Origin of the sequence: Salisediminibacterium beveridgei, from assembly GCF_001721685.1 — a bacterium.
GTDB lineage: Bacteria > Bacillota > Bacilli > Bacillales > Salisediminibacteriaceae > Salisediminibacterium > Salisediminibacterium beveridgei.
Genome location: NZ_CP012502.1, coordinates 2,277,100 through 2,299,634, shown reverse-complemented (window position 1 = coordinate 2,299,634; position 22,535 = coordinate 2,277,100). Strand labels below are relative to the sequence as shown.

The 22,535-nt window shown below is 47.0% G+C and carries 21 protein-coding genes; 9 read left to right on the top strand and 12 right to left on the bottom strand.

The genetic code is table 11. The annotated features are described in order from the left end of the window. Nucleotides 1-29 precede the first annotated feature (29 nt). From BBEV_RS10820 to BBEV_RS10800, 5 genes are all read left to right on the top strand, one after another. Nucleotides 30-1,478 carry an amidase family protein gene (locus BBEV_RS10820; RefSeq protein WP_069365486.1) on the top strand — a complete coding sequence of 483 codons (1,449 nt, stop codon included), beginning with the start codon at nucleotides 30-32 and terminating at the stop codon, nucleotides 1,476-1,478. Between the two features lie 67 nt (nucleotides 1,479-1,545). Then, the gene (locus tag BBEV_RS10815) at nucleotides 1,546-2,739 is read left to right on the top strand and encodes a cation:proton antiporter (protein ID WP_069365485.1); all 1,194 of its coding nucleotides are present in this window, start codon (nucleotides 1,546-1,548) and stop codon (nucleotides 2,737-2,739) included. A 186-nt stretch (nucleotides 2,740-2,925) separates the two neighbouring features. Continuing rightward, on the top strand, nucleotides 2,926-3,675 hold the full coding sequence (locus BBEV_RS10810; RefSeq protein WP_069365484.1) for an SDR family NAD(P)-dependent oxidoreductase: 750 nt from the start codon (nucleotides 2,926-2,928) through the stop codon (nucleotides 3,673-3,675). A gap of 294 nt (nucleotides 3,676-3,969) precedes the next feature. Next, nucleotides 3,970-4,488: a hypothetical protein gene (locus BBEV_RS10805; RefSeq protein ID WP_069365483.1), complete on the top strand. Its 519-nt coding sequence runs from the start codon at nucleotides 3,970-3,972 to the stop codon at nucleotides 4,486-4,488. 45 nt (nucleotides 4,489-4,533) lie between these two features. After that, nucleotides 4,534-4,770 (top strand): type II toxin-antitoxin system HicB family antitoxin, encoded by a 237-nt coding sequence (locus BBEV_RS10800; protein ID WP_198154986.1) that lies wholly within the window; start codon nucleotides 4,534-4,536, stop codon nucleotides 4,768-4,770. Between the two features lie 64 nt (nucleotides 4,771-4,834). Here BBEV_RS10800 and BBEV_RS10795 read toward each other — a convergent pair whose 3' ends face one another. Both BBEV_RS10795 and BBEV_RS10790 read right to left on the bottom strand, forming a co-directional pair. Beyond that, entirely contained in the window at nucleotides 4,835-5,893 is a 1,059-nt protein-coding gene (locus tag BBEV_RS10795) for a homocysteine S-methyltransferase family protein (RefSeq protein ID WP_069365481.1), read from the bottom strand. Between the two features lie 96 nt (nucleotides 5,894-5,989). After that, nucleotides 5,990-6,910, bottom strand: coding sequence for a LysR family transcriptional regulator (locus BBEV_RS10790; RefSeq protein ID WP_069365480.1), 921 nt, complete (start codon nucleotides 6,908-6,910; stop codon nucleotides 5,990-5,992). Nucleotides 6,911-7,025: 115 nt separating this feature from the next. Between BBEV_RS10790 and BBEV_RS10785 the strand changes: the two genes are divergently transcribed. Together BBEV_RS10785 and BBEV_RS10780 are read left to right on the top strand one after the other, a co-directional pair. Further along, entirely contained in the window at nucleotides 7,026-7,379 is a 354-nt protein-coding gene (locus BBEV_RS10785; RefSeq protein ID WP_232318157.1) for a hypothetical protein, read from the top strand. 174 nt (nucleotides 7,380-7,553) lie between these two features. After that, nucleotides 7,554-8,213 carry a DNA alkylation repair protein gene (locus BBEV_RS10780; protein WP_069365479.1) on the top strand — a complete coding sequence of 220 codons (660 nt, stop codon included), beginning with the start codon at nucleotides 7,554-7,556 and terminating at the stop codon, nucleotides 8,211-8,213. 79 nt (nucleotides 8,214-8,292) lie between these two features. On the opposite strand, the gene BBEV_RS10775 is transcribed toward BBEV_RS10780, so the two are convergent. The 7 genes from BBEV_RS10775 to BBEV_RS10745 all read right to left on the bottom strand — a co-directional run bounded on the left by BBEV_RS10775 (nucleotide 8,293) and on the right by BBEV_RS10745 (nucleotide 15,839). Further along, nucleotides 8,293-9,351 carry an ABC transporter ATP-binding protein gene (locus BBEV_RS10775; RefSeq protein WP_084007351.1) on the bottom strand — a complete coding sequence of 353 codons (1,059 nt, stop codon included), beginning with the start codon at nucleotides 9,349-9,351 and terminating at the stop codon, nucleotides 8,293-8,295. 13 nt (nucleotides 9,352-9,364) lie between these two features. After that, a complete protein-coding gene (locus tag BBEV_RS10770) occupies nucleotides 9,365-11,023 on the bottom strand; it encodes an ABC transporter permease (RefSeq protein ID WP_069365478.1) in 1,659 nt (552 codons plus the stop codon). 22 nt (nucleotides 11,024-11,045) lie between these two features. Further along, a complete protein-coding gene (locus BBEV_RS10765) occupies nucleotides 11,046-12,026 on the bottom strand; it encodes an ABC transporter substrate-binding protein (RefSeq protein ID WP_232318156.1) in 981 nt (326 codons plus the stop codon). Between the two features lie 26 nt (nucleotides 12,027-12,052). Next, nucleotides 12,053-12,808 carry an HAD family hydrolase gene (locus BBEV_RS10760; protein WP_069365477.1) on the bottom strand — a complete coding sequence of 252 codons (756 nt, stop codon included), beginning with the start codon at nucleotides 12,806-12,808 and terminating at the stop codon, nucleotides 12,053-12,055. 331 nt (nucleotides 12,809-13,139) lie between these two features. Then, nucleotides 13,140-13,919, bottom strand: a complete 780-nt coding sequence (locus tag BBEV_RS10755) for a formate/nitrite transporter family protein (protein ID WP_069365476.1) — start codon at nucleotides 13,917-13,919, stop codon at nucleotides 13,140-13,142. Between the two features lie 222 nt (nucleotides 13,920-14,141). Next, nucleotides 14,142-14,873, bottom strand: a complete 732-nt coding sequence (locus BBEV_RS10750; RefSeq protein WP_069365475.1) for a bacteriorhodopsin — start codon at nucleotides 14,871-14,873, stop codon at nucleotides 14,142-14,144. A gap of 192 nt (nucleotides 14,874-15,065) precedes the next feature. Continuing rightward, nucleotides 15,066-15,839, bottom strand: coding sequence for a DUF1295 domain-containing protein (locus tag BBEV_RS10745; protein WP_069365474.1), 774 nt, complete (start codon nucleotides 15,837-15,839; stop codon nucleotides 15,066-15,068). A 228-nt stretch (nucleotides 15,840-16,067) separates the two neighbouring features. Here BBEV_RS10745 and BBEV_RS10740 point away from each other — a divergent pair, with 228 nt between their 5' ends. Both BBEV_RS10740 and BBEV_RS10735 read left to right on the top strand, forming a co-directional pair. Then, entirely contained in the window at nucleotides 16,068-17,867 is a 1,800-nt protein-coding gene (locus BBEV_RS10740; protein ID WP_069365473.1) for a DegV family protein, read from the top strand. Nucleotides 17,868-17,999: 132 nt separating this feature from the next. Further along, nucleotides 18,000-18,857, top strand: coding sequence for a VanW family protein (locus BBEV_RS10735; protein ID WP_232318155.1), 858 nt, complete (start codon nucleotides 18,000-18,002; stop codon nucleotides 18,855-18,857). Between the two features lie 73 nt (nucleotides 18,858-18,930). Here the strand turns inward: BBEV_RS10735 and BBEV_RS10730 are convergent, their stop codons facing one another. Genes BBEV_RS10730 through BBEV_RS10720 form a run of 3 tightly spaced genes read right to left on the bottom strand, consistent with a single transcriptional unit; the run spans nucleotide 18,931 to nucleotide 22,389 of the window. Then, a complete protein-coding gene (locus BBEV_RS10730) occupies nucleotides 18,931-19,587 on the bottom strand; it encodes a response regulator transcription factor (protein WP_069365471.1) in 657 nt (218 codons plus the stop codon). Next, nucleotides 19,562-21,460, bottom strand: coding sequence for a histidine kinase (locus BBEV_RS10725; protein WP_069365470.1), 1,899 nt, complete (start codon nucleotides 21,458-21,460; stop codon nucleotides 19,562-19,564). The genes BBEV_RS10730 and BBEV_RS10725 overlap by 26 nt, the downstream gene beginning before the upstream one ends. Continuing rightward, a complete protein-coding gene (locus BBEV_RS10720; RefSeq protein ID WP_069365469.1) occupies nucleotides 21,460-22,389 on the bottom strand; it encodes a substrate-binding domain-containing protein in 930 nt (309 codons plus the stop codon). Before BBEV_RS10720 ends, BBEV_RS10725 begins: the two co-directional genes overlap by 1 nt. Between the last annotated feature and the right edge of the window lie 146 nt (nucleotides 22,390-22,535).

Here is a 22,535-nt window from a genome sequence, read left to right as displayed (position 1 = left end):
ATGCAAAATCGACAGAAGGACGTGAAATAATGGCATTTAACAGCGATGCATACTTACAGAATCAGATTACAAAGCAATACGTTGAACCCCCGCACTCCAGTGAGCAGGTCGATCTCTACGGGGAACCATTCGACATGGATGAGGCGCTGATGAAGCGGATTACAGCCAGTGATATTGCCGGTCTTCAGAAGATGGTGAAAGAGGAGATGGCGACTTATGAAGACATCGCCAAGGCTTTCTATAACCAGGTGCTGCTTCATCATGACAGTCGCGCCGTCATTACCCTGAATCAGGCGGTGATCAGTGAAGCGAGGAAGCTGGATTATTTGGAGAGACACGATCCGTTATACGGGATCCCGGTGCTGGTGAAGGATAACATCGCCACAACGGAGATGCCGACGACCGGTGGTGCAGTATACCTGAAGGATTTTATGCCGAAACAGGACGCAGCGATCATCAAGCGTTTAAAAGCGAAAGGGGCGCTCATTCTCGGGAAGACGAATCTGTCCGAATGGGCGAACTTCATGACGACGAAAAGTGCCAACGGTTATTCCGCCGTCGGGGGTCAGGCGAAGAATCCGTATGGCTCCTTTGATGTGGGCGGCTCCAGCGCAGGGAGCGGGGTGGCGGTAGCAAAGCGCATGAGCCCTGTGGCGATCGGGACGGAAACCGCCGGTTCGGTGATTTATCCCGCCAGTCAAAACGGCATCGTCGGGCTGAAACCGACGCTCACAACCGTCCCCCAGGAAGGCATCATACCCGTTGCCAAATCCCATGATACCGCAGGTCCGATGGCGAACACCGTCCGGGACTGCTACTATCTGCTGGCGGGCATGGAAACCCTTGACGGGCTGCTTGCGGATCGAAGATTACCCTTGTCGAAGTACACGTTCGGGTTTCTCGAGGACGAGGCGCTGAAAGACGTTTACCGGGGAGAAGATGAAGCGGTATTGGCGGATTTTCGTCAGCGGATGGCGAAAACCGGTGCCGGTGTGCAAGGGATTACCGTCGCACCCGAAGCCCATCGGCTGAATATTGTGGATGTGCTGAAGTATGAGTTCAACGAAGGGGTCAAAGCCTTTTTTAAAGAGAGTTCACAGCCCGCCACGTTGAAAGATGTGGTTGCCTTTAACCTCGAGGATGAAAAGAACCGCTCTCCGCACGGGCAGGATCTGCTCGTCGAGTCGAGTACCCAGACGTTCACCGCATCAGAGATCGAAGAGCAGGTGGCTCATAATCAGGCCGTTGCCAAAGCGGCACTGGACGAGGCCTTCCAGCACGTGGATGTGCTGGTGACGATCAGTAACTACGCGACAACCCTGTACGCCACGTCCGGCTATCCGGCACTGACCTTGCCGGGGTATAAGCGTGAAACCGGTGAACCGGTGGGCATCACCCTGATCGGGAAAGCCAAAAGCGATATGGATTTACTGCATGTCGGAGAGTTAATTGAAGAAGAGGTACTGCGCTTTAGCTAAACAGTGGTGACAACCGGCGTCTCGACCCGGGCAGGTCGAAACCGATTGACGGATGGAGGGGTACGGGATGGATGTGCTTGTCGTCATCAGTCTGCTGTTGGTGGGGTATCTGATTTTCACATTGGATACGCATAAGGAGAACGTCCCTGTACCTGTGCTGCTCGTCCTCATCGGGATCGGTTTGTCGTTTGTACCGGTGTACCGGGAGATTTCCCTGACCGGGGAACTGATGTATGATGTCTTTTTACCGGCCTTGTTATTTGTATCGGCCTATCAATTTCCGTTTCAGGATTTTAAGCGACTGTCGGTCTGGATCATCAGCCAGGCGACGATCGGGCTTCTCATCACCGTCTTTGCCCTTGGTGGCGCCATTTACCTTCTCGGGTCACTCTTTTTTGACCTGCCTTTTCTGGTGGCGCTGTTGATTGCGGCGATCCTGACCCCGACGGATCCGGTATCGGTGGTCTCGATTTTGAAGCAGTCGGCGGACGATGCGGAACTTGCTGAGATGGTCGAAGGGGAGTCGCTCTTAAACGACGGCACGAGTATTGTCATCTTTACGCTGATCGCCGGCATGGTTGCCGGAGAACAGGGATATTCCTTTGGTTCGGTGACGTTCAATTTTCTGTTTGTCATTTTGTTCGGTGTGTTACTCGGTCTCGTATTTGGCTGGCTGTTGCAGTGGGCGGTCCACCTGACGCATGACAGGCATTATCAGGTCATGCTCTCCATTATCGTCGCTTACGGGTCTTTTCATCTGGCGGAACTGGCCGGGGCCAGTGGCGTCATTGCGGTGGTGACTGCAGGGATCCTGTTGTCACGGACGTTTGAACGAAGTGCTGTCGAGAGGCATTTCCGTGACTCCCTGGATGGATTCTGGACCATTATCGAGGTGACCCTCGTCTCTTTTCTCTTTCTTGTCATCGGGATCGTCAGTGCAGAGCTCCTGCTCGATACATCCTGGCTCTTGGCATTTTTGATTTTGATCTCGTATCTGCTCATCCGCTGGGTGACCGTTTATGGCTTGTCCAACGTCCTGCCATTTTCAAGGCCACGTGTGTCTTTTGCACATGCGGCGATCCTCAGTGTGGCAGGGCTGAAAGGGGTGGTCTCCGTCGTATTGATCCTCACCCTGGAGTTCGAACCGATCGGTGATACGGCGATTGTTGCAACCATCAGTTTTACGGTGGTTCTGATGTCGGTTGTGCTTCAGAGCCTGTTGATTCATCCGCTGACAAAGAAGCTCAGTGACGATTCTTGATGATCAGCTTCGGCCGACTGTTTTCTGTCATACATCCACTCATCAGTGACATTTAAGTGCCCCTTGCCGCATGTTCAATCATGCGACAAGGGGCAGAACTCTGTTCGTTACGTTTTTTTGGCCAGTTTCAATCGTCTCTGATCAAGGAATAGAGGAAGTGTAAGCTAAATTGAAGGAGACGATACCATGAGTGAAACAGCGATTATCACAGGTGCAGGAAGCGGTATAGGGCAGGCCACAGCGCTCTTATTGGCTGAACAAGGGGTGCAGATTGCGGTTGTGGATATTGATCAGGACGGCGGGCACGAAACCGTCAGACTCGTCGAAGAAAAAGGGGCGAAAGCGATTTTCATTGAAGCGGATGTATCCAAGGTGGAAGATGTGAAGCGCTATGTAAAGGAAACGAAAGATGCATTTGGCCGCATCGATTATTTCTTTAACAACGCCGGGATTTCCGGCAGCGGTCAACCATTTTTGAAGACCGAAGTGGCGGAGATTGAACAGATCGTCGCAATCAATATGCTTGGCGCACTCTATGGGATGCGATTCGTGGCAGAAGAGATGGTGAACCATGGAGGCGGTTCGATCGTCAATATGGCGTCCAGTGCCGGTGTCATTGGCCAGAGCACCGTCGTCACCTATTCGGCAACCAAACATGGCATGGTAGGCATGACGAAAAGTATGGTGGCGGAATATGCCAAAGATGGGCTGCGTGTCAATGCGGTGGCTCCCGGTCCAACAGAGACCCCGATGGTGAAAAAGTATTTTGAAGCCAATCCGGAAATGAAAGAAAGCGCCGAACAGGGTATCCCGCAAAAACGGCTCGGGACATCGGCGGAAGTGGCTGAACTGGTTGTGTTTTTACTTACGTCAAAAGCGAAATACATCAACGGTGATGTGATCCGGATTGACGGAGGATTTACGAATACGAAATAGGTCAGGTGAATACCTGAAAAAACTCCGCCGTGAGCGGAGTTTTTTCTCTCATGAGCTGTTTTATGACCACCCGTCTTCGTCGCCGATGACAGGAGGTTCCTCTGATTTCGTACCTCGGACTTCCGGGTCTGAGTATGTGGAACTGTTTCAGTCAGTGATCGCTATTCAGCTTCTCATTCGGTTATCTGTGTTTTGGGATGTCTTCAATTTCTTTAATCAATGATTCGTATTGCTCCTGAGACACCATGACACCTCTTTGTGTTATAGTGTATTTATTGGAAAGAGAGGGTTATCATGGTACTTTCAAAATGGCATTTCTATCAAGGTCTGACGGTGGCAGCACTCATAGGTATATTTATTCTGGCTGAACTTATAAGAGGAACGATGAATCCAGGGGCATCAGCGCAAGCCTCCGGGCAAGTAAACAGCGGTATACCACTCATTCTATTTGTTGGTATAGTCGTCGGCTGTTTTTATTTGATTTTTCTGTTTGAAACGAAAAAAGAAAACAACCTGTTCGTTCATGACGTTTGGCGGAAGATGCCATTCATTGTTTTTGGTGTCGGTGCAGTATCACTTATTATTTTTATGATCGCTTTTGCAACCGGTCCCTTGTTTCATTGGACGCAGGACTGGGGCTATTTGATATATGGACTGATGAGTTATTTTATATTTCTGGTATTTGTTTTTGTCTTTTCAGTGGTTTCTAAAAACCGTGATCATGAAGAGCGGGATGAAAAGACGGCTCATTTAGCATATCTTTGGACTTTAGGTTTAATTTTAGTCCCCATATTTTTAATTCCACCCGTTTAGGATGTATGGAGATGCGTCAAGACGTTTGCGGTTATGGTGAATAATGTGGCTGAACTAAAAAAAGCATTCGAGGATTCCATTGATGATTATCTTGCATTTTGCGAAGCCGAAGGTGTAAAACCCGAGAAGCCATATTCCGGTAAGTTTGTTCTGAGATTGTCGCTAGAGGAGCATAAACTGATTACGGTTGCTGCTGCGTATTCGGGTGAAAGTCTAAACGCTTGGGCGGCTAAGCATCTAGTTAAAGAAGCTCGCATTGAGTTAAAAGAAGTAGAAGAATAATCAACATCAATAACTGACCCCCGTCGCAATTTGGCATTATGCGACGGGGGTCAAAGTGTATTCTCTATGCTTTTGTCCGGTAATCCTGATTGTGGGTCTTGAGTGATTCATCTTTTCCAAACAAAAAGTGTTTTTCCATGTTTGGCGAGTACTTGGAATTGATGGTTGTGTTGCCGGTTGCTTCCGCGATCGCCCGGATCATCGCCGGTGATGCGCCGCAGCAGAGGCCGATGTAGTTCACACCCAGCTCCTGTGCTTCCTTTGCCCACGCGGCCAGCTCATAGCGGTTATGGTAAAGCGGGTCGAGGGATGTGGGAAACGTCGTTTCCGTTGGCAATGAACAGCTGCAGCCGCCGTCGGGTAAGTTGAAGAACGTCGGGTGCTCTTCTGTTGTCCGGTACGGAATCGGCAAACCTCCGACAAACCCGTCCACTGCTTCTCTGATTTTCTTCAGGTATGGCTGCATCGTATCCGGTCCTCTAAAACAGTTCATGCCGACAACGAGCGCCCCTTTTTCCGAGAGGATCCTGCACGATTCTTCGACAGACATGCCCTCACGCATTTTGTTCTCCGCCATGAGCCCCAATGTAATGACGGCCGGTAAGTCCTGCTTCTGAATTTCCTCCAGGGCAATGACGGCCTCTTCATGGTAGTAGAAGGTTTCGCCATTGATGAAATCCACCCCTTCTTCTTTGGACCATTGGATCATCTCGGCGAACATCGCCCTGACCTGGTCTTTCGATGCGGGATCTTCCGGGTCGAAAATGTTCGTGTTTGAGATGTTTCCGGCGACCAGGGCTTCTTCCGTCGGATGCTCTTTGGCAACTTCCTTGGCGAGCCGGATGGCATTTCGGTTCAGCGGTTCGAGTAACTCTTCTTTCCCAATGATCCGCATCTTTTCGCGGTGGGCATTATAGGTAAATGCCAGGACGACATCCGATCCGCAGTTCATATAGTCCCGGTAAACTTGTTTTAAGACATCAGGGTGCTCCAAAGCGACTTCCGGTACGAAAGAGCCTGCCTGCAAATAGCCTCTTCGTTCCATTTCAAACAAATACCCTTCACCGACAATGACGGTGCCTTCGTTTAATCGTTCTTCGAGACTTCTTTTTGTATTGGCCATCTGACGATCACCTCTTTCTGGATTGTGTTGTCAGTGTAGCATCAGGACGGCCGTATAGCATAACACTTAAAACTGATCGTTGGTCATAGCCTGCGGCTATAGCAAGGTCAGTTCCTCAGCGATGGTTTCCTTCAAATGGTCGATATAGATCGTAGCCAGGGGGCTCATGGTGACGTGCTTATGGGTAATGTAGCCGACAGATATGCGCTCATCCACTTGAAGAGGCACGGCGACAATGTCATCGTCGTTCAGGTCATAGCTGATGACACCGGTGGAAATCGTGTAGCCGTTCAAGCCGATCAACAGGTTAAACAGTGTCGCCCGGTCACTGACACGGATGTTCTTCGGTCTTGAAACCGTGCTGAGAATCTCTTCGGAGAAATAAAAGGAATTATAATCCCCTTGTTCAAAAGAGAGATACGGGTAAGGGAGGAGATCCTCCAAGGTAACTGATTCTTGCTTCGCCAACGGGTTCGTGGAACTGATAAAGACGTGCGGGCTGGCTTCAAACAGATCGTGAAAGACCAGGTTTCCTTCCCGCAAAAACTTACTGATCACCTGACGGTTAAAGTCGTTCATATACAGAATGCCGATTTCGCTGCGGAGGTTTTTCACGTCGTCGATAATCTCGTACGTTCTCGTTTCCCGGAGTGTGAATTCATACTCGTCCTGGTTATAATCCTTCAGGAGTTTCACAAAGGCACTGACGGCGAAGGCATAGTGCTGCGCCGAGACGGAGAAGTGCTGCTGGGGAGACTGGGCCGCATTGTTGAAACGGTTCTCGAGGAGATCCGTCTGTTCAATCACCTGTCTCGCGTAGCCTAAAAACTCCGAACCCTCAGGCGTAATCACGATGCCTTTGTTTGTCCGGGAAAATATCGTCACACCCAGTTCCGTCTCCAGTTCTTTCATGGCATTGGAGAGACTCGGCTGGCTGATAAAAAGCTTTTGGGCAGCTTTACTGATCGAGCGGTGCTTGGCCACTTCGATCACATAGCGTAATTGCTGTAAGGTCATTCGAACACCTCCATGTTGGTCATGACAGTTTCATTGTAGCACAAGGTTAGAAGCCATCCGCAATCACTTTCGTTATGAAGGCTTTCAGGTCACCAATGAAACACATGTGCAGGCGGTGCAAGATCTGATCGCTGAAAAAGAGGAAAAAATCAGTTTGGATGACGTCTATCACGAGCCCAAGGGTGGAGAAACGCCGCTCGAGGCAAAACTTGCGATGACAAAATTCAAACTCGCGTTGGAGTATTTGAAACAGAATCAAAAGGAAAGTGCGCTTAGTGAATTGGATGATGCCTTTCGGTATGATCCTGATAACTATCTGATTCGAAAACAGCGGTGGTATATCCGACATCCGGAGAAATTCACCCCCACGATCGATCTGACTTGGCAACAGCAACAGTTGGAAATAGAACGAGCCGATGAACTGGCGGATTGTGGCCCTGATGGGTGCAAAATCCCCGGTACAGACTGATTTTAAGTAGCACCTGACCTGATGGTATGAGTTGAACCGATCGGGATCAGGTGCTATTTTTCAGGTCAGTGACCCCGGTCTCCTCGAAAGCGAAGCATGTAAAAGTGGCATGACGTCTCATCATGTCTGTAGTATAATCAGCATAAATGTCAGACTATTATGGGGTGGAAAATGATGAACATCCACGATTTGACCGATGCATTTCAAAAAGCCGCAGACCCTGAGAAAGCTTCGATCATGGCGGCCTATATGAAACATCACTTTGATTTTTTAGGGATTCGTTCCCCCGAGAGACGTGTGATCAGTACGCCCTTTTTAAAGGCATGGGAAGCCGGCAGAAAACCCGTTGATTGGGGGCTGATTCATGAACTGTGGGAAAGGCCAGAGCGTGAGTATCAGTACGTGGGGATTGATTACTTGAAAAAATCGGCCAGGTTTCTTATGCCGGGGGAATTTGAGGACATGAAGAGCATCATCATGAAGAAATCATGGTGGGACAGTATCGACAATCTGGCAAGTGGTCCGGTGGGCCAAATGATATTGAATGCACCAAATCAGGTGACGACAATGGACGCGTGGATTCGTGATGAGAACCTCTGGGTACGGCGAACAGCGATCATTCATCAGTTATCCTATAAAGATCAAACCGATGAAGAGCGCTTATTTACCTATTGCCGGATGCATAGCGGGGACTCTGAATTCTTCATCGCTAAGGCTATCGGCTGGGCGCTGAGGGAATACGGGAAAACAAATCCTGAAGCCGTGTTGAAGTTTGTGGATGAAACACCGCTTCAGAAGCTGAGTAAACGGGAAGCGTTGAAGCATCTTAGATGATTTATATGATGTGAGGCACAGGACAGAGAAAAAGCCGGATCGGGTCAGCGATCCGGCTTTTTCTCGAATAGTTTTTATATTAAGAAGGGATGACATGCATATCCCGTGGGAACGAAATGCCGACGGTTTGTCCGCGTTTCAGAATTTCTTTTTTGAACGGATTATAATCGTCAATGATGAACTCCTGATTACCGATTTCAATTATATAACGAATGTAGCTGCCGTGGTATACCGCATTGGTCAGCTTTCCTTTTACAGCGGCGTCCTGGTCGATGCTTGCCATTTCCGGTCGGAGGATGGCAAGTCCCTTTTTGATGGATTCATCGGTGCGTTCCACATGGAAATGAATTGATTCTTCTTCTGTGGAGCGAAAGACATTTTCGTTGCCTTCTTCTGTAAAGGCGCCTTTGATCATATTGGCGTGACCGACAAAATTGGCTACGAATTCATTGGCAGGATACTGATACACCTCGGTTGGACTGGCCAATTGTTGTACGATGCCATCTTTCAGGACGAGGACACGGTCTGAAATACTGAGTGCTTCTTCTTGATCGTGGGTCACAAAGACAATGGTGAGATTCAATTCTTCTTTCAACCTGCGGATTTCATCTCTCATTGTCATGCGCAGGTTAGCGTCGAGATTGGAGAGGGGTTCATCCAATAGCAAAACCTTGGGCTTTAATACAAGGCAGCGGGCAATGGCAACCCGTTGCTGTTGACCACCGCTCAGTTCGCTTGGTTTTCGGTCTTCATACCCTTCGAGTTGTACCTGAGCGAGCGCTTCTTGAATCAGTGCCTGTTTTTCTTTTGTGGATTTTTTCAGCAACTTCAGTCCGTATTCAACATTTTTGTATACCGTCATATGCGGAAACAGGGCATAGTTTTGAAAGACCATACCGGTCATGCGTTTTTCCGGAGGCAGATGGTCGACAGATTCCCCATTAATGACAATTTCTCCGGCTGTTTGCGGATGAAACCCGCCAAGGACACGCAGCAAAGTGGTTTTCCCACTGCCACTCGGACCAATAAAGGTGACGAGCTCTCCTTTTTCAATATCAATGGAGATGTTCTTTAATACCTCTACATCAGCAAAGGATTTATCGATGCCTTTTACTTGTAAGATGGGTTGATTGCTCACACTTTTCTCCTCCTTAAACGGATAGATTGCTTCGTTTTTCAATGAATTTCAAGAGTCCCATACATCCAAGGACAATGACAATCAGGATAAATGACATGGCTGAAGCGCGGCCGATGGCGGCCTGATCGGCAAGGTTCAGAATGTATGCCGCAGCTAAATTATTCCCTGGTGATATCAGGAAGATAACAGAGCTGACCGAAACCATGGCTGTCATGAATGTATAGACAAAACCAGCCATGAATGCCGGCATCAAGAGTGGGACAACCACTTTAAAGAAGGTTCGGTACGGACCTGCTCCAAGGTCAGATGAAGCCTCTTCGACCGATTTATCAATTTGCTGCAGGTTACTGATCCCGGCTTCGAGACCGACACCGATTTTACGGAATGCCATATTCAGAACCAGTAAAAGTACAGTCCCTGTTAAAAAGAATGGCGGGCCATTGAAGATCAGCACATACCCGATCCCCATCACCGTACCGGGAACGGCAAGGCCGAACAGTGCAGTAAATTCGAGGAATTTCTTGGCGTGAATGTTTTTTCTCGCAGTCAGATACCCTTGCAGGATACCGAGCCCTGCGGCAATGAGTGCGGCGAAAAAAGAGACAACCACACTGTTCCATAAGAAGTTCCACCCGGATTGATCCGAGAAGTGGGATAGGGTAAATGTGTTGTTGATCCCTATGATTTGTACAAATGCACCTAAGACAACCATCACAAACATCAATGTAATGAACAAGGTCATCAGTGTACTGATCGTGAAGACAAAGCCCTTCACTTTTTTGTTCAGTGGGTTAGTGAGTGCGCTCGCTGTGTTGTTCGATGCAGTTTCGTGATCCTTCAGCAAATAGGTTTGAAACAAAAATACAAGAAGGCTTGGGATAATCAGGAACACACCCAGTACCGCAGCCATTTCAAGGTTTTGCCGGCCAGTGACCAACAGGAAAGCATCGGACGCCAGAAAGGATTCGCCACCACCGATGATCAACGGATTGGAGAAATCAGCCAGGGCCATGACGAACACGATCAGGCTTGCTTTTAAGATCGCCGTTCCTGCGAGTGGGAGTGTGACGGAACGAATCGTTTTTCCCTGGCTTGCACCAAGATCCTGTGAGGCATTTTCCACGCTTGGGTTAATGGAGCGAAGCGAACTCTCAATCATCATATAAGCGATGGGGAAATAGCCGAGAATCTGAGCGATGACAACGCCCCAGAAACCATAAATACTGATCTCCCAGCCTGTAAAGGTATTGATCCAGTCGGTGATAATCCCCCGTCGGCCGAACAAAATAATGAGAGCTAACGAAAAGATGAACGGAGGAGCAACCAAGGGCAACAGACCGATTCCCCGGTAAACTTTGGACAAAGCACTTCCTGATCTTGTGACATACAGCGCAAAGGGTATACTGATCATAACGATCACCGAGGTTGAAATCAGCCCTGCCGAAACACTGTTAATGAATGCCCTGAAATATGAAGCGTTTTGGAAAAACTGTATATAGTATTGAAAGGTTAATTCGCCGGTTCCAACACCAAAGCTGCGCAATAAGACAGCCATGACAGGTGCCAAAATAAACAGGATAAGAAGGGCAGCTATGGTGATAGCTGCCACTGCAAAACCGGGTTCAATTCGTGGTTGTGATTTCGCTTTAATTGCTCCGGTCAGTGTGGACATGGTAACAATCCCTTCTTTTTTATTAGTCGAATTTCTCCTGGTATTCCTGCATGATGCGCTCGCGGTTATCTGCTGCCCATACGGCGTCATAGTCGATAAAGTTCGGATCGAAATCCAGATCCGCACTCATTCCAGGTTTAGTAACCATGGAACGGTATTCTGAAGCTAATTCCATGCCTTCGTCAGATCCGATGAAGTCGATGACTTTCTTAGCAGCTTCCTTGTTTTCAGCATCTTTGAAGATCCAGGCCACATCGAGGTCAAAGCCTACGCCTTCTTCAGGAACGACAGGCGTGATCGGGTATCCTTCATCCATGCGATCAAAAACGGCCTGGTCCCATGTAATCCCGATTGCATATTCCCCTTGCGCGACCATTTGTGCCGGTGCAGAACCGGACTGGGAATATTGGCCGACATTTTCATCCAATTGTTCGAGGTATGCCCAGCCTTCTTCTTCGCCCATGATCTGCATGATGGCAGATACAAACAGGAATGCTGTTCCGGATGTACCCGGATCAGGAAGGACAATTTCGCCTTCGTACTGCGGATCTAATAAGTCGTCCCACGACTCAGGCTTATCAAGGCCCAGTTCATCGAGAAGGTCATCGTTAATGGCCAGTACATTAAACCAGTAAGACCAGCCATACCATTTGCCGTCCGGGTCTTTGAATTCGTCAGGTACGTCTTCCCAGGTTGGTGAGTCGTAAGATTCGAGCATGTCCTGTTCTTCAGCGATCAGTGCAAAGCTGTGCAGCATACCCCATTGCATATCTGCGCCAACGTCTGGATATTCAGCATCAATTCGACTCCACGCTTCTTCACTGGACATTCTGAGAATATCGATATTCACGCCTGTTTCCTCTTCAAGAGCAGAGGCGAATGCTTGCATTTCAGTTTCATCATTATGTGTATACAGTTCAACCGTATTGTTTTCGTTGCCGCCACATGCACTCACTACCAGCATGAGTGCGAGGCCTAAAGCCCATGTAAAAGTCAGTTTCATTTGTCATTCCTCCTGATTAGTTGTGTTTACTTTGTTTTTTTAATGATTTGAATGTCGTCATAGGTAGTAATTTTGTAATCCGCATCTTCGAGATGGGCACCGTGGTTTTTTGCATAACTCAGTATGCCAATTGAGGCATGCATACCTGCGTTCTTTCCAAGCTTCATGTCACCATTGGTGTCGCCAATCATCACGGATCGTTCAAGGACTGCATCGTACTGATCGGCTGCGAGAAAAGCCATATCGGGGTATGGCTTCCCGTTTTCAACCTGGTCATTCCCAATAATGAAGTCGAAGAAATGTGCAAGCTTCAAGGCTCGCAGGTGTTCTTTGGCCTGACTGGTTTCGTCCGCTGTCATCACGCCGAGTTTCATGCCAATGCTTTTCATCTCCTCGAGAACTCTTTCGATGCCTTGGACAGGTCGAATGGCATCCGATTTGCTTTGACGTTCATTGGCATAATCGATGCTCTTTGTAACAAGTTCCACAGCCTGATCCCAAGGAACGCCTTTTATGTACAATTTAAATGAAATGATCACTTTGCTGTCATTCAAACTGCCAATGGCAAGCGGGCTCATCGGGTCGATGTCACGACCAGCTATACCAAGTGCCTGATATAACTCGTCTTTGAAGTTCGGATCTTCGATAGAAAAAGAAGATGTAAGATAGGAATGAATGTCATCAAGCCAGGTGAACCAGAGTGATTCAAAATCAACCAATGTGCCATCTTTATCGAAGATGACGGTATCAATTGGTAAAGTGTGATTTCCAATACGGATCATGATGTACCTCCTTTCCTAATAAATTAATAAAGCAACCAATAATTAACTTGTTAAATACATTAAATATATACTTAACAAATTTATTAACTCAAGATTGAGGATAACCAACCTGGATCAGATAAGCAACTTGCATAATGAATGCTGAGGGGGAGTGACCGATGGTTATCACCATTTATACTTGGTTAAGCTCTAAATATCTACATATATAAAACTTGCACAATCACATTTCGGGATAGGAGAAGACCATAAAATGAGCACTAGGGTAAAAGACAGAAGGATTATTTGAGGCAAAGAAAGAGCCGGATCGTTAACCTGATCCGGCTCTTAGCAGTTATTTATCCATAAACGGACGATTGATGTAGTAATAGACGACGCCCATAAAAATCGAGCCGCCGATGATATTTCCTGCGGTGACGGGAATGAGGTTTCGAACAATTCCTTCGATGTTCACCGCACCGGGGTTATCGAGCACGAGTGCGATCGCGAAAGTACACATATTGGCAATGCTGTGTTCATAACCCGAGATGAAGAAACCGAAGACAAAGAGGACCATGGCAGCCATTTTGGCGATATCCTCCTTCATGGACATTGGTACGAAAAAGGCCATGCAGATCAGCCAGTTACAGAGAATGGCCCGAAAGAACAGTTCCGAAACCGGGTCAGTCATTTTCTTATCGGTGATCGTGAGGAGAAACGAATTGATTTCCGGGTCATTAAACAGCCCGGTCGTAAAGATCAATACGGCGAACAGCACCGCACCGATGATGTTGCCGATGTAGGTGTATGTCCACAGCTTTGTGACCACCGCCCAGGACATTTTCCGCCTAATGGCTGCGTATGTGTGATAGAACGTATCACCGGTAAATAAATCCGCACCTCCGTAGGCAATTAAGATGATGGCTACACTGAAGGTGAACCCTGCCATCGGATAGGCCCACGGGGAACCGGCGACATAGAAATAGCTGCCCGTTCGAAAGGCAACGATGACGCCAAAGCCGATGAACATGCTCGCAAGCATGGCGCGAATCAGATAGCGGATTTTCCCGGTGTTGAAGATTTTTTCTTTTTTGAGTGATAGGTATTCGACTTGTTCCAGAGATTGAATTTCCATTGTCAGACATCCTTTCTGTTCGTCACAGGGTAACGATACAACGCAAGAGACGAAAAAGAAAGGGACTTGTGAATTAATTCACAAAAAGAAAACCCTTACATGAAAAAACATCCGATCCTTTTAGAGGCTCAGATGAATTCCAGCTGTTTGATCATGTCAAGCTTATGTACAGGAAGCATTTAACGGGTTTAAACGCTCCCTGGTAATGATGAGTGGCATATCTTATTTCATCTTGGACATGGTCTTGACGGCGAAGAAGGCAACGAGCCCGAAGCCGACTTTGTTCGTTAAATCGGCAAAGTTGTAAATCAGTTCCCGAACAAGCTGTACTTCAATGCCTGAGGAAACCAGGGTCACAGCATAACCGATAGGATAGATGGCCCACCCGATCAGAATGAACAGCCTCATATTGAGGAGTGCTTTCTTGATTGGTGCAGGTTTGTTTTCGGCCGCTTTCGTTACGTTTGTAAACAGGAGGTAGATGATATAAATCCATGCAAGCGTTCCGATCACAAACGTCCAGAGGCCAAACTGGGTAAATCCGCCAGCCTGATTGATCGATGTTTCACCTAAATAACCGGCAACAATCATGATGATATCCGCGACGATCAGGTGAATCAAAAGAATTTTCCCGGCTTTGTTTTTCAATCCCAGCAACAGCGGAAACTTGACGAGCAACAGTGGTGTGGTGACGAGCCAGTCAATGTAGCGGATCTCCGTAGGAAAATTACTGATTTCCGAGATCAAACCCTGCGTGCCTACGGCGTCCTTCATGAAGTAATAGTGAATGGCGGCGACAAACGTGACCAGTGCGGCAACCGTTGCAGTCGATCGGTATTCCGGACTCAGGCTGTTTCGTTCTACGAGAAAGTAAAGTGTGCCTGCAGCCATGCCTACAAAACCGACCCAAAACATGTACTGAGTGGCCAATACGAGAAGACTTACTTCTTCCATGTTAAACCCTCCTTCTTTTCTTTTGTACAATTATTGGATAATGATTGTACAGTTATATTATACCCCTTTTGACGGCTTTCAATCGATATTTCACCAGTTGATGTAAAAAAAATGAGGCGATTATTTATTTTAATGAAAGCACAAAAAAAGCCTGATGCTTAAATGAATCCGCATCAGGCCTGTACTGTTGTTTTAACTTTTTTTCGGAAACCAGGGAACAAAGTTATTGGTTTCTCTTTTGTACTGCTGGTAGTTTTCGTTGTCTTTAAAGCGCTCATCAAGAAATGGAACGCCGGAGACTTTCAGGAGCATGAAGTTGATGAACAGTGCACTGAATACTGCGGTCCAACCGAGTTCGACCGGAAGAACGATGACGAATATCCCCCACCACATCGCGGCTTCCCCGAAATAGTTCGGGTGTCTTGTGTAGCGCCAAACCCCTGTCGTCAGGATCTGATCTTTGTGCGTTTTATTTTTCTTGAATTTGTCCAGTTGGGTATCCCCAACGACTTGGAAGAAGAAGCCGACGAGCCAGATGAGGGTACCTGCGATCAAAAAGAAATCAACACCGGGTCCCTCCGATGCATGGACCCGTATGATCGGGTAGGCGATAAGCAACATGAAGGCGCCCTGCAGCATAAAGACACGGAAGAAGGCAATCCTGACGGCGTTTTTGCCCCAGTTTTTCCGGAAGTTAGCATAGCGGAAATCCTCCCCTCGTCCGATGGAGCGGTACCAGAGGAAGCTGCCCAGTCTCACACCCCAGAGCGTGACCAGCGTGACGACAAGCAGTTCACGAATCGAGTTTTCTTGTGTGTAAAGCAAACTGACCCATGCAATGATCACAAAACCGAATCCCCAGGCGATATCGACGATGGAATTGTCTTTCTTTTTTTGAGCGAGTAAAAAGACGGACACCATAAAAATGAAAATGGCTAACGTGCTGTAAAGGTAGAGTTCTAACATCAATGATTCCTCCGATACTGTGTATGATATTGGTAAAATCCTATTCTCAGTATGTCGATTATCAGGGTATGAAGTCAACTAAAAGAGCCCGGACGATAGTTGCATGCGCATTTGCATTAACTTTCATGTATAACAATGATATAATCCATGAAGAAGGAATCAGTAGTCTGAAAGTAATTGTTGTTATATTCAGGAACTGGTTACCATTATTTTGAAGGGGGAACAACAATGGAGGTTCTCAATCACCGGCATTTTTACGAAATGCTCATGTCCGGAGCTCATGAAATCATTGATCATCAGAAGGAGTTAAATGCGATTAACGTCTTTCCCGTTGCTGACGGGGATACAGGGAATAATCTGGCCTATCTGATGCAGATGATCATGAGGGAAGGGAGATGGAATGATTCATCCATCGAGACCCTGGAAACAATCAAAAAGGCTTGTATGCGCGGATCCAGAGGCAATTCAGGGATGATCTTCTCCCAATTCATTATTACGATGTGTAATTTCCTGATCCGCCATCAGGAATTAAATATGGAGAAGTTTCTCGATATGTGTGATGAGTCGGTGGAGAGCGCGGTCAGTGCCGTCTCGATCCCGGAAGAAGGAACGGTGCTCACCGTCATGAAAGCCTGGGTGGAGAGCATGAAACAAGAGAGCTCAACGACAACCAGTATTGAGGCTGTTTTGAAAAAATCTTATCCTGAAGCGAATCTCGCACTTGAAAAAACGAAATCGCAAATGGAGGTCTTTCGCATCCATGACGTCGTGGATGCAGGGGCGAAGGGATTCATTCATTTTTTGCACGGCTTGATTGAACGAAAAGATGTGAAAGCAGATGAAGACACGGAGAGCCGCTCTTCTCTTTTGCTCGACGAAACGGCCCATGTGATGCACGAGTCCGATGAGCTCACGTTCCGCTATTGTTCGGAGTTTCTCATTGAACTGAAGAATGGGGAAGACATCACTTCATTGAAAGCGCATATGGCTGATTTCGGCGATTCGATCGTCATGGTCAATGACAACGATCTGGGGAAAGTGCATATTCACACCAATGAGCCGGCAGATATTGCGGAAATGCTCGTGAAAAAAGGGAAGGTTGTCTATCAGAAAGTGGAAGATATGAAACGTCAGTATGAAAGCATCTATCAGCGGAAAGCACCGATCGCTTTGGTGGTTGATTCTGCCTGTGACCTCCCTAAAGAGTGGATGGACGAGCATCAGATTCATATGATTCCGTTAAATCTCGAAGTGAATGAGTCCACGTATCTGGATAAGGTAACGCTTGAAGCAGGTTCATTTTATGAACTGCTCGATGCCGGAACCGATCAGCCGAAGAGTTCCCAGCCTTCCCTCCTAAGTGTGGAAACATTGTATCAATCGCTTCTGATGCAATACGATTCGGTGATCTCGCTGCATGTATCACAAAAGTTAAGCGGGACCTTTGATGTCTGCCAAAAAGCCGCGGAAAACATCGATCCAAGTCGTATCCATGTGGTGAACTCCAAAACGTTGTCAGGGGCATTCGGGCTCCTGGCTTATGAGACGGCAAGAGAGATAGAGAAGGGGAAATCCTTTGATGAAGTGAAAGAAGCACTTCGTGAGTGGATACCGAAATCGGAAATTCTCGTCAGTGTCAAAACACTGAAGCATATGATCCGCGGGGGACGGGTAAGTCCGCTGCAAGGCAAAGTTGCACGCCTGTTGAACATGAAACCGATCGTCTCCATTGACAGTGAGGGGAATTCCTTACTCTATGGCAAAACGTTCTTCTCCAGTTCGAGCCTCGGAAAAATGTACAAACAAATTCAGTCGATCCATGATCAGCATGGAATTCATGAATACGTTTTGCTGCATGCAGGTTCTCCTGAGATGATGGCGGAATGCCAGGAAGCCATGGAACGCATCACCGGATCGGAACCGCTGTATACGACAAGCGTCTCCCCGGTCATTGGAGGGAATGCAGGAAAAGGTGCCGTCAGCATCGCAATGATTTTAAAAGAGGATAATCTGAGAAACGGCGCTTAATGCGCTGTTTCTTTTTGTCGTTTAAAAATGCGATGTGACAATTTTGAAAAATCATCTTGAAGAGGGAAACTTCTCCTCCCTCCTTTCGTCTGTTTTGGTAGAGGAAGAATAAAGGTGATGGGGGAATCATTTATGCAGTGGAATCTGATTGCATCAGAGAAAATCAAGCCGAAAGAAAGAAGTCGTTTGAGAATTTTTGCCGGTACAAAATATTACAGATTGAAAAGGCGGATCGAGTACTTGACCGATCAAAAAAGGTACGCCTCGTCGATTGAAGAGAGAACATTACCATATTTACACAAAACGCATAAAACGATTCTGAGGCGAGAGTTGAAGGATGTGGACATGTGGTATCAGGAAAATAAAATCACCAATCTCCAGATCGCCATCAATAAGTTAAACGGGGTTGTCGTTTATCCCGGAGAAACGCTGTCTTATTGGAAACTTATTGGTTCCACATCCAAAAGGAAGGGGTATCAAAAAGGGATGGTGCTCCACTATGGCTCTTATAAATCAGGGACAGGCGGTGGATTGTGTCAGCTCTCCAATCTGATTTACTGGATCACGCTGCATACCCCTTTGACAGTTGTTGAACGTCATCGCCACAGTTATGATGTCTTTCCAGACTCGAAACGAACGCAACCCTTTGGCAGTGGTGCAACTTGCGCGTATAACTACCTGGATCTGCAGATTCGAAACGATACGGATCAGCCATTCCAGCTTTGCTTCGAACTGACAGAGACCCATCTTCACGGAGAATGGCGATCCGTTTTGCCTCCTTCGATGACCTACGAAGTCTATCAAAAAGATCATCGGATTACCCACGAACATTGGGGAGGTTATGTCAGACACAATACGATCTACCGAAAGGTATTCAACGGGCAAGGAAAGCAGATCGATGACGAATACATCACGGAAAATCATGCCTTGATGATGTATCATCCTTTACTGACCCATAGTGAGAGCGAAGTGCAGTCAACAGATGAATGATGAGGATAAAGAAAACCATCCCGCACTGTTCAGCGGGATGGTTTTCTGTTTGAAAAAACGGTTACGATTGGTTTCAAAGGGAGTTACTGATGATGTTGTTCTTGAGCGCGTAACGGACGAGGGCGGATTTTTTCTTGGAGCCGATCTTGTCCATGACTCTTTTCTTATACGTGTCGACGGTTTTGATACTGATGAAGAGTTCCGTTGAAATTTCTTTTTGCGTATAGCCAAGGGCAATGTATTTGAGAACCTCTTTTTCCCGTTGACTGAATTGAATCTGTTCATCGTTGGAACTATCCGATGCCTGTGGCGCCTGGTTGGCATTGTAAAGTTTCGGAATCAGGGTCGGGTAGATGTAATGTTCCCCGTTCATGACCAGTTTCACGGCATGGACAAGCTCAGTATCGACAGCCCGTTTCAGCACATAACCGGAAGCACCTGCATCGAGGGATTCTTTCAAAAAGGCTTCGTCGGAATACATCGTAAGCATCAGTACACGGATGCCGGGAAGTTTCTTTTTGATCTCGCGGGTGACTTCAATGCCGTCAAGGCCCGGCATGCTGATATCCATGACGATAATGTCCGGCATCATCTCAGCGGCCATCTCGATGGCAGACTCGCCATCATCCGCCTCAGCGATCACGTGATAATCCGTTTCCGTACAGAGAATGTGTTTCAAGCCGGAACGGAATACAGGATGGTCATCAACCAGCATAATACGTGTTTTCATAGGATTCACCACTTTCGTCTGAGATCGGGAGTTTGACCATCACGGCTGTGCCTTTGCCTGTCTCGGATTCAATTTCAAAGGTGCCGCCAAGAAGTGAAGCTCTTTCCTGCATACCGTGCAGACCCAGGTTGAATTTGGAAGGATCTTTATTCACCATGCTGTCCACATTGAAACCTGTGCCATCATCTTCAATGATAACGGAAATCAAATCATCGTTTCTGATAATGATCACACTGACGGAACTGGCATTGGCATATTTGAAGATGTTGGTCAGGGATTCCTGAACGATCCGGAAAATGGCGGTTTCCATTTCAGGGGTCAGGCGCGTCGTGTCAATGCCGTTGATCAGTACGTCATAGTCGATATCAAGCTTTTGTTTGAATTCTTCCATATACCGTTCAATGGCGACTTTAAGGCCGAATTTATCGAGAATGGTCGGTCGCAGCTGCCAGGCAAGGTCATGAATATTTTCGATGGACTGATGCGTCAGTTTGCGCAGTTTCTGAATCTGATGATTGATCTCATCCGGACTCTCGGCGTCTTCCATCATTTTCAGACCGAGAAGGATGGATGATAAGGCGTGACCGGTTTCATCATGCAGTTCTCTGGCGATCCGTTTTCGCTCGTCTTCCTGAACGGTCATGATTTTTTCGAGAAGCATTTGCCTGATCTCCTCTTTTTTCTTGATTTCGTGGGACAGTTCATTGTTTTCGATCACCGTACCGAGATGGTTGGCGATGGAATCAAGGATTTTCTCTGAATAGGCATCGAGAACGTCGCCGCTGCAGATTTTAATCTGCCCGATTTTCTGTTGATTCGAATAAATCGGAAAGACGCTTTTAATATTATACTCTTTCTTTTCGCATACACAGGTCCAATCTTCAAGACAGGCGGTGTTTTCAGCAGGACAGCCTTCCGCCTGGTAGCTGAAATACTCCTGTTGCTGATTAATCGTTGCTTCAATGACTCCACTGCCGAGCTTCAGTTCATGCACGAGATCCCGGACGAAATGATTCATCATTTGATTGAAGTCTTTGATGGTATGCGGGTTATCCGACAGATCATTGAGCAGTGTCAATTCTCTGTTTCTTGTAATAATCTGATTCAAATAGTTTTCTTTCTCCGATTTTGCGGTTTCAAGGGTTCCGAGCATATCATGGAACGATTCCGTTAAATCACCGATTTCATCTTTTGGATAAGCGTCGATCCGGGCTGTCATATCTCCTTTTGCAACCCGATTGGTCAAGGATACGAGGTCATTGATCGGATTGGTAATAATACGGGTCAACTTCATGACGATGGCCAGCGAGAAAAGGATCAGAAGCACCATAAAACTGATAATCTGAAAGGTCACACTGGAAATGGCGGTTTCAAGGGAATCGTCACGAAGTCCAACGCGTACGGTTCCGTCAATGCCTTTATCCACCGGTGCTGCAGCATCACGGATAATCCCTTCTTCAGAGCGAAAGGTCAGCAGATGATTAAATTCCTCATCTTCCACGCTGTTCGCATGAATGATTTCTTCAGATACATGACCATCTGAATAGGAATCAACGAGCACTTCATTGTCCTCGTTCAAAATAAACACATACTCAAGGTCATTGTAATTATCGATCGTGTCATTGACGAGGGTCTGCATCGCATAAATATTATTCGTAAGCAGTAAATCGCCGGTTCTTGCCGCGACGTCACCGCTGATGGATTTCACCCGTTCGTCGAGCTGAACCGACATGGTGTCAGTTACTGAGATGCGAATGGCAAAGAGACTGATCAGCGCTAAAAGCACGATGGCTGAAACCACCATAAAGTATATCTTTAAATGGATTGGAAATCCGGATAAAGAGCGGGCAAATTTTTTGAATAAGATCGGCATCAGAAATCACCTATTTTCTCGACGATGTCCGCGATCGGGTCGTAATGAGATGGTTTGAGTCCGGTGTAGGAATCGATCTGAACCTGGTCGAGGATGTCTTTCCCTTCAGGATTTTCATGAAGGGTAAGCATGATGTTGATAAACTGCCCTTTCAGTTCAGGATCAATCTGGCTCGAGACAACAACCGGCGGGGCCCCGGCGTAGGAGCCTTTATCTATGATCCGGATTTCATTGGCATAGTCATTATCATTTTCGATCAAAAGGTCGAAAAGTATGCTGTCCACCGAGGCAGCATCCACAGCTCCTTTAGCCACAGCATTGACTGAGTAATCGTGACTGTAGGTGTAGAACGTTTCCTTAAAAAAGGTTTCCCGGTTGAAACCCTTTTGCTCAATCAAATCGAGCATTGCCAGCCGGCCCGAATAGGAATAGGGGTCCATATAGGCAAAGCGTGTTCCTTGCAGGTCTTCAAGCTCATAGAGATCACTGTTTTTGTTGACGATCAGGTAGGATCTGTACATATCTTCACCGTTTACAACAGGCGTAGCGACGCCTTCGAGGAACCCTTCCTCTCTCCCGAGCACATAAGACAATGAACAGATAAATCCAATGTCCACCTCACCGTTTTTCAGCAGCTGATTGACCTCATCATACGTCTGTTTGCGGATGACGTTTACAGGACGTTCAAGTTCTTCTTCAATATAATCGACCAGAAGCTCGTATTTGGATTTTGTTTCTTTCGGCGATACAACGGAAGCAAAAGCGATATTGACGATATCCTCGTGATTATCTCTGATCTGGATGTCCTCTTGACTCATTTCTGAAACATCCTCACTTTTTATCGTGATAAAATCCAGGTCCCGCTCGTTCGAACAGCCGGCCAGCAGGAAGATAAAAAGCATCATGACAGATGAAAGAATTTTCCCCATAACGGTTCCCCCCTTCAAACATTTTCAGCTTCCTTCATTGTATAAGAAAGGGCTGCCCCAAAACGAAAGGTCAGGAAATTGTCATGAAATATTACGATATGGTTATGTAGGGATTTTTTCAGTCACAATTTCGTTTTTTCCCTACA

Excerpts from the sequence above, each read along its gene's own strand:
- BBEV_RS10820 (WP_069365486.1), top strand. The coding sequence starts at position 30 with ATGGCATTTAACAGCGATGCATACTTACAGAATCAGATTACAAAGCAA.
- BBEV_RS10815 (WP_069365485.1), top strand. The coding sequence starts at position 1,546 with ATGGATGTGCTTGTCGTCATCAGTCTGCTGTTGGTGGGGTATCTGATT.
- BBEV_RS10810 (WP_069365484.1), top strand. The coding sequence starts at position 2,926 with ATGAGTGAAACAGCGATTATCACAGGTGCAGGAAGCGGTATAGGGCAG.
- BBEV_RS10805 (WP_069365483.1), top strand. The coding sequence starts at position 3,970 with ATGGTACTTTCAAAATGGCATTTCTATCAAGGTCTGACGGTGGCAGCA.
- BBEV_RS10795 (WP_069365481.1), bottom strand. The coding sequence starts at position 5,893 with ATGGCCAATACAAAAAGAAGTCTCGAAGAACGATTAAACGAAGGCACC.
- BBEV_RS10790 (WP_069365480.1), bottom strand. The coding sequence starts at position 6,910 with ATGACCTTACAGCAATTACGCTATGTGATCGAAGTGGCCAAGCACCGC.
- BBEV_RS10780 (WP_069365479.1), top strand. The coding sequence starts at position 7,554 with ATGAACATCCACGATTTGACCGATGCATTTCAAAAAGCCGCAGACCCT.
- BBEV_RS10770 (WP_069365478.1), bottom strand. The coding sequence starts at position 11,023 with ATGTCCACACTGACCGGAGCAATTAAAGCGAAATCACAACCACGAATT.
- BBEV_RS10765 (WP_232318156.1), bottom strand. The coding sequence starts at position 12,026 with ATGAAACTGACTTTTACATGGGCTTTAGGCCTCGCACTCATGCTGGTA.
- BBEV_RS10760 (WP_069365477.1), bottom strand. The coding sequence starts at position 12,808 with ATGATCCGTATTGGAAATCACACTTTACCAATTGATACCGTCATCTTC.
- BBEV_RS10755 (WP_069365476.1), bottom strand. The coding sequence starts at position 13,919 with ATGGAAATTCAATCTCTGGAACAAGTCGAATACCTATCACTCAAAAAA.
- BBEV_RS10750 (WP_069365475.1), bottom strand. The coding sequence starts at position 14,873 with ATGGAAGAAGTAAGTCTTCTCGTATTGGCCACTCAGTACATGTTTTGG.
- BBEV_RS10745 (WP_069365474.1), bottom strand. The coding sequence starts at position 15,839 with ATGTTAGAACTCTACCTTTACAGCACGTTAGCCATTTTCATTTTTATG.
- BBEV_RS10740 (WP_069365473.1), top strand. The coding sequence starts at position 16,068 with ATGGAGGTTCTCAATCACCGGCATTTTTACGAAATGCTCATGTCCGGA.
- BBEV_RS10735 (WP_232318155.1), top strand. The coding sequence starts at position 18,000 with ATGCAGTGGAATCTGATTGCATCAGAGAAAATCAAGCCGAAAGAAAGA.
- BBEV_RS10730 (WP_069365471.1), bottom strand. The coding sequence starts at position 19,587 with ATGAAAACACGTATTATGCTGGTTGATGACCATCCTGTATTCCGTTCC.
- BBEV_RS10725 (WP_069365470.1), bottom strand. The coding sequence starts at position 21,460 with ATGCCGATCTTATTCAAAAAATTTGCCCGCTCTTTATCCGGATTTCCA.
- BBEV_RS10720 (WP_069365469.1), bottom strand. The coding sequence starts at position 22,389 with ATGGGGAAAATTCTTTCATCTGTCATGATGCTTTTTATCTTCCTGCTG.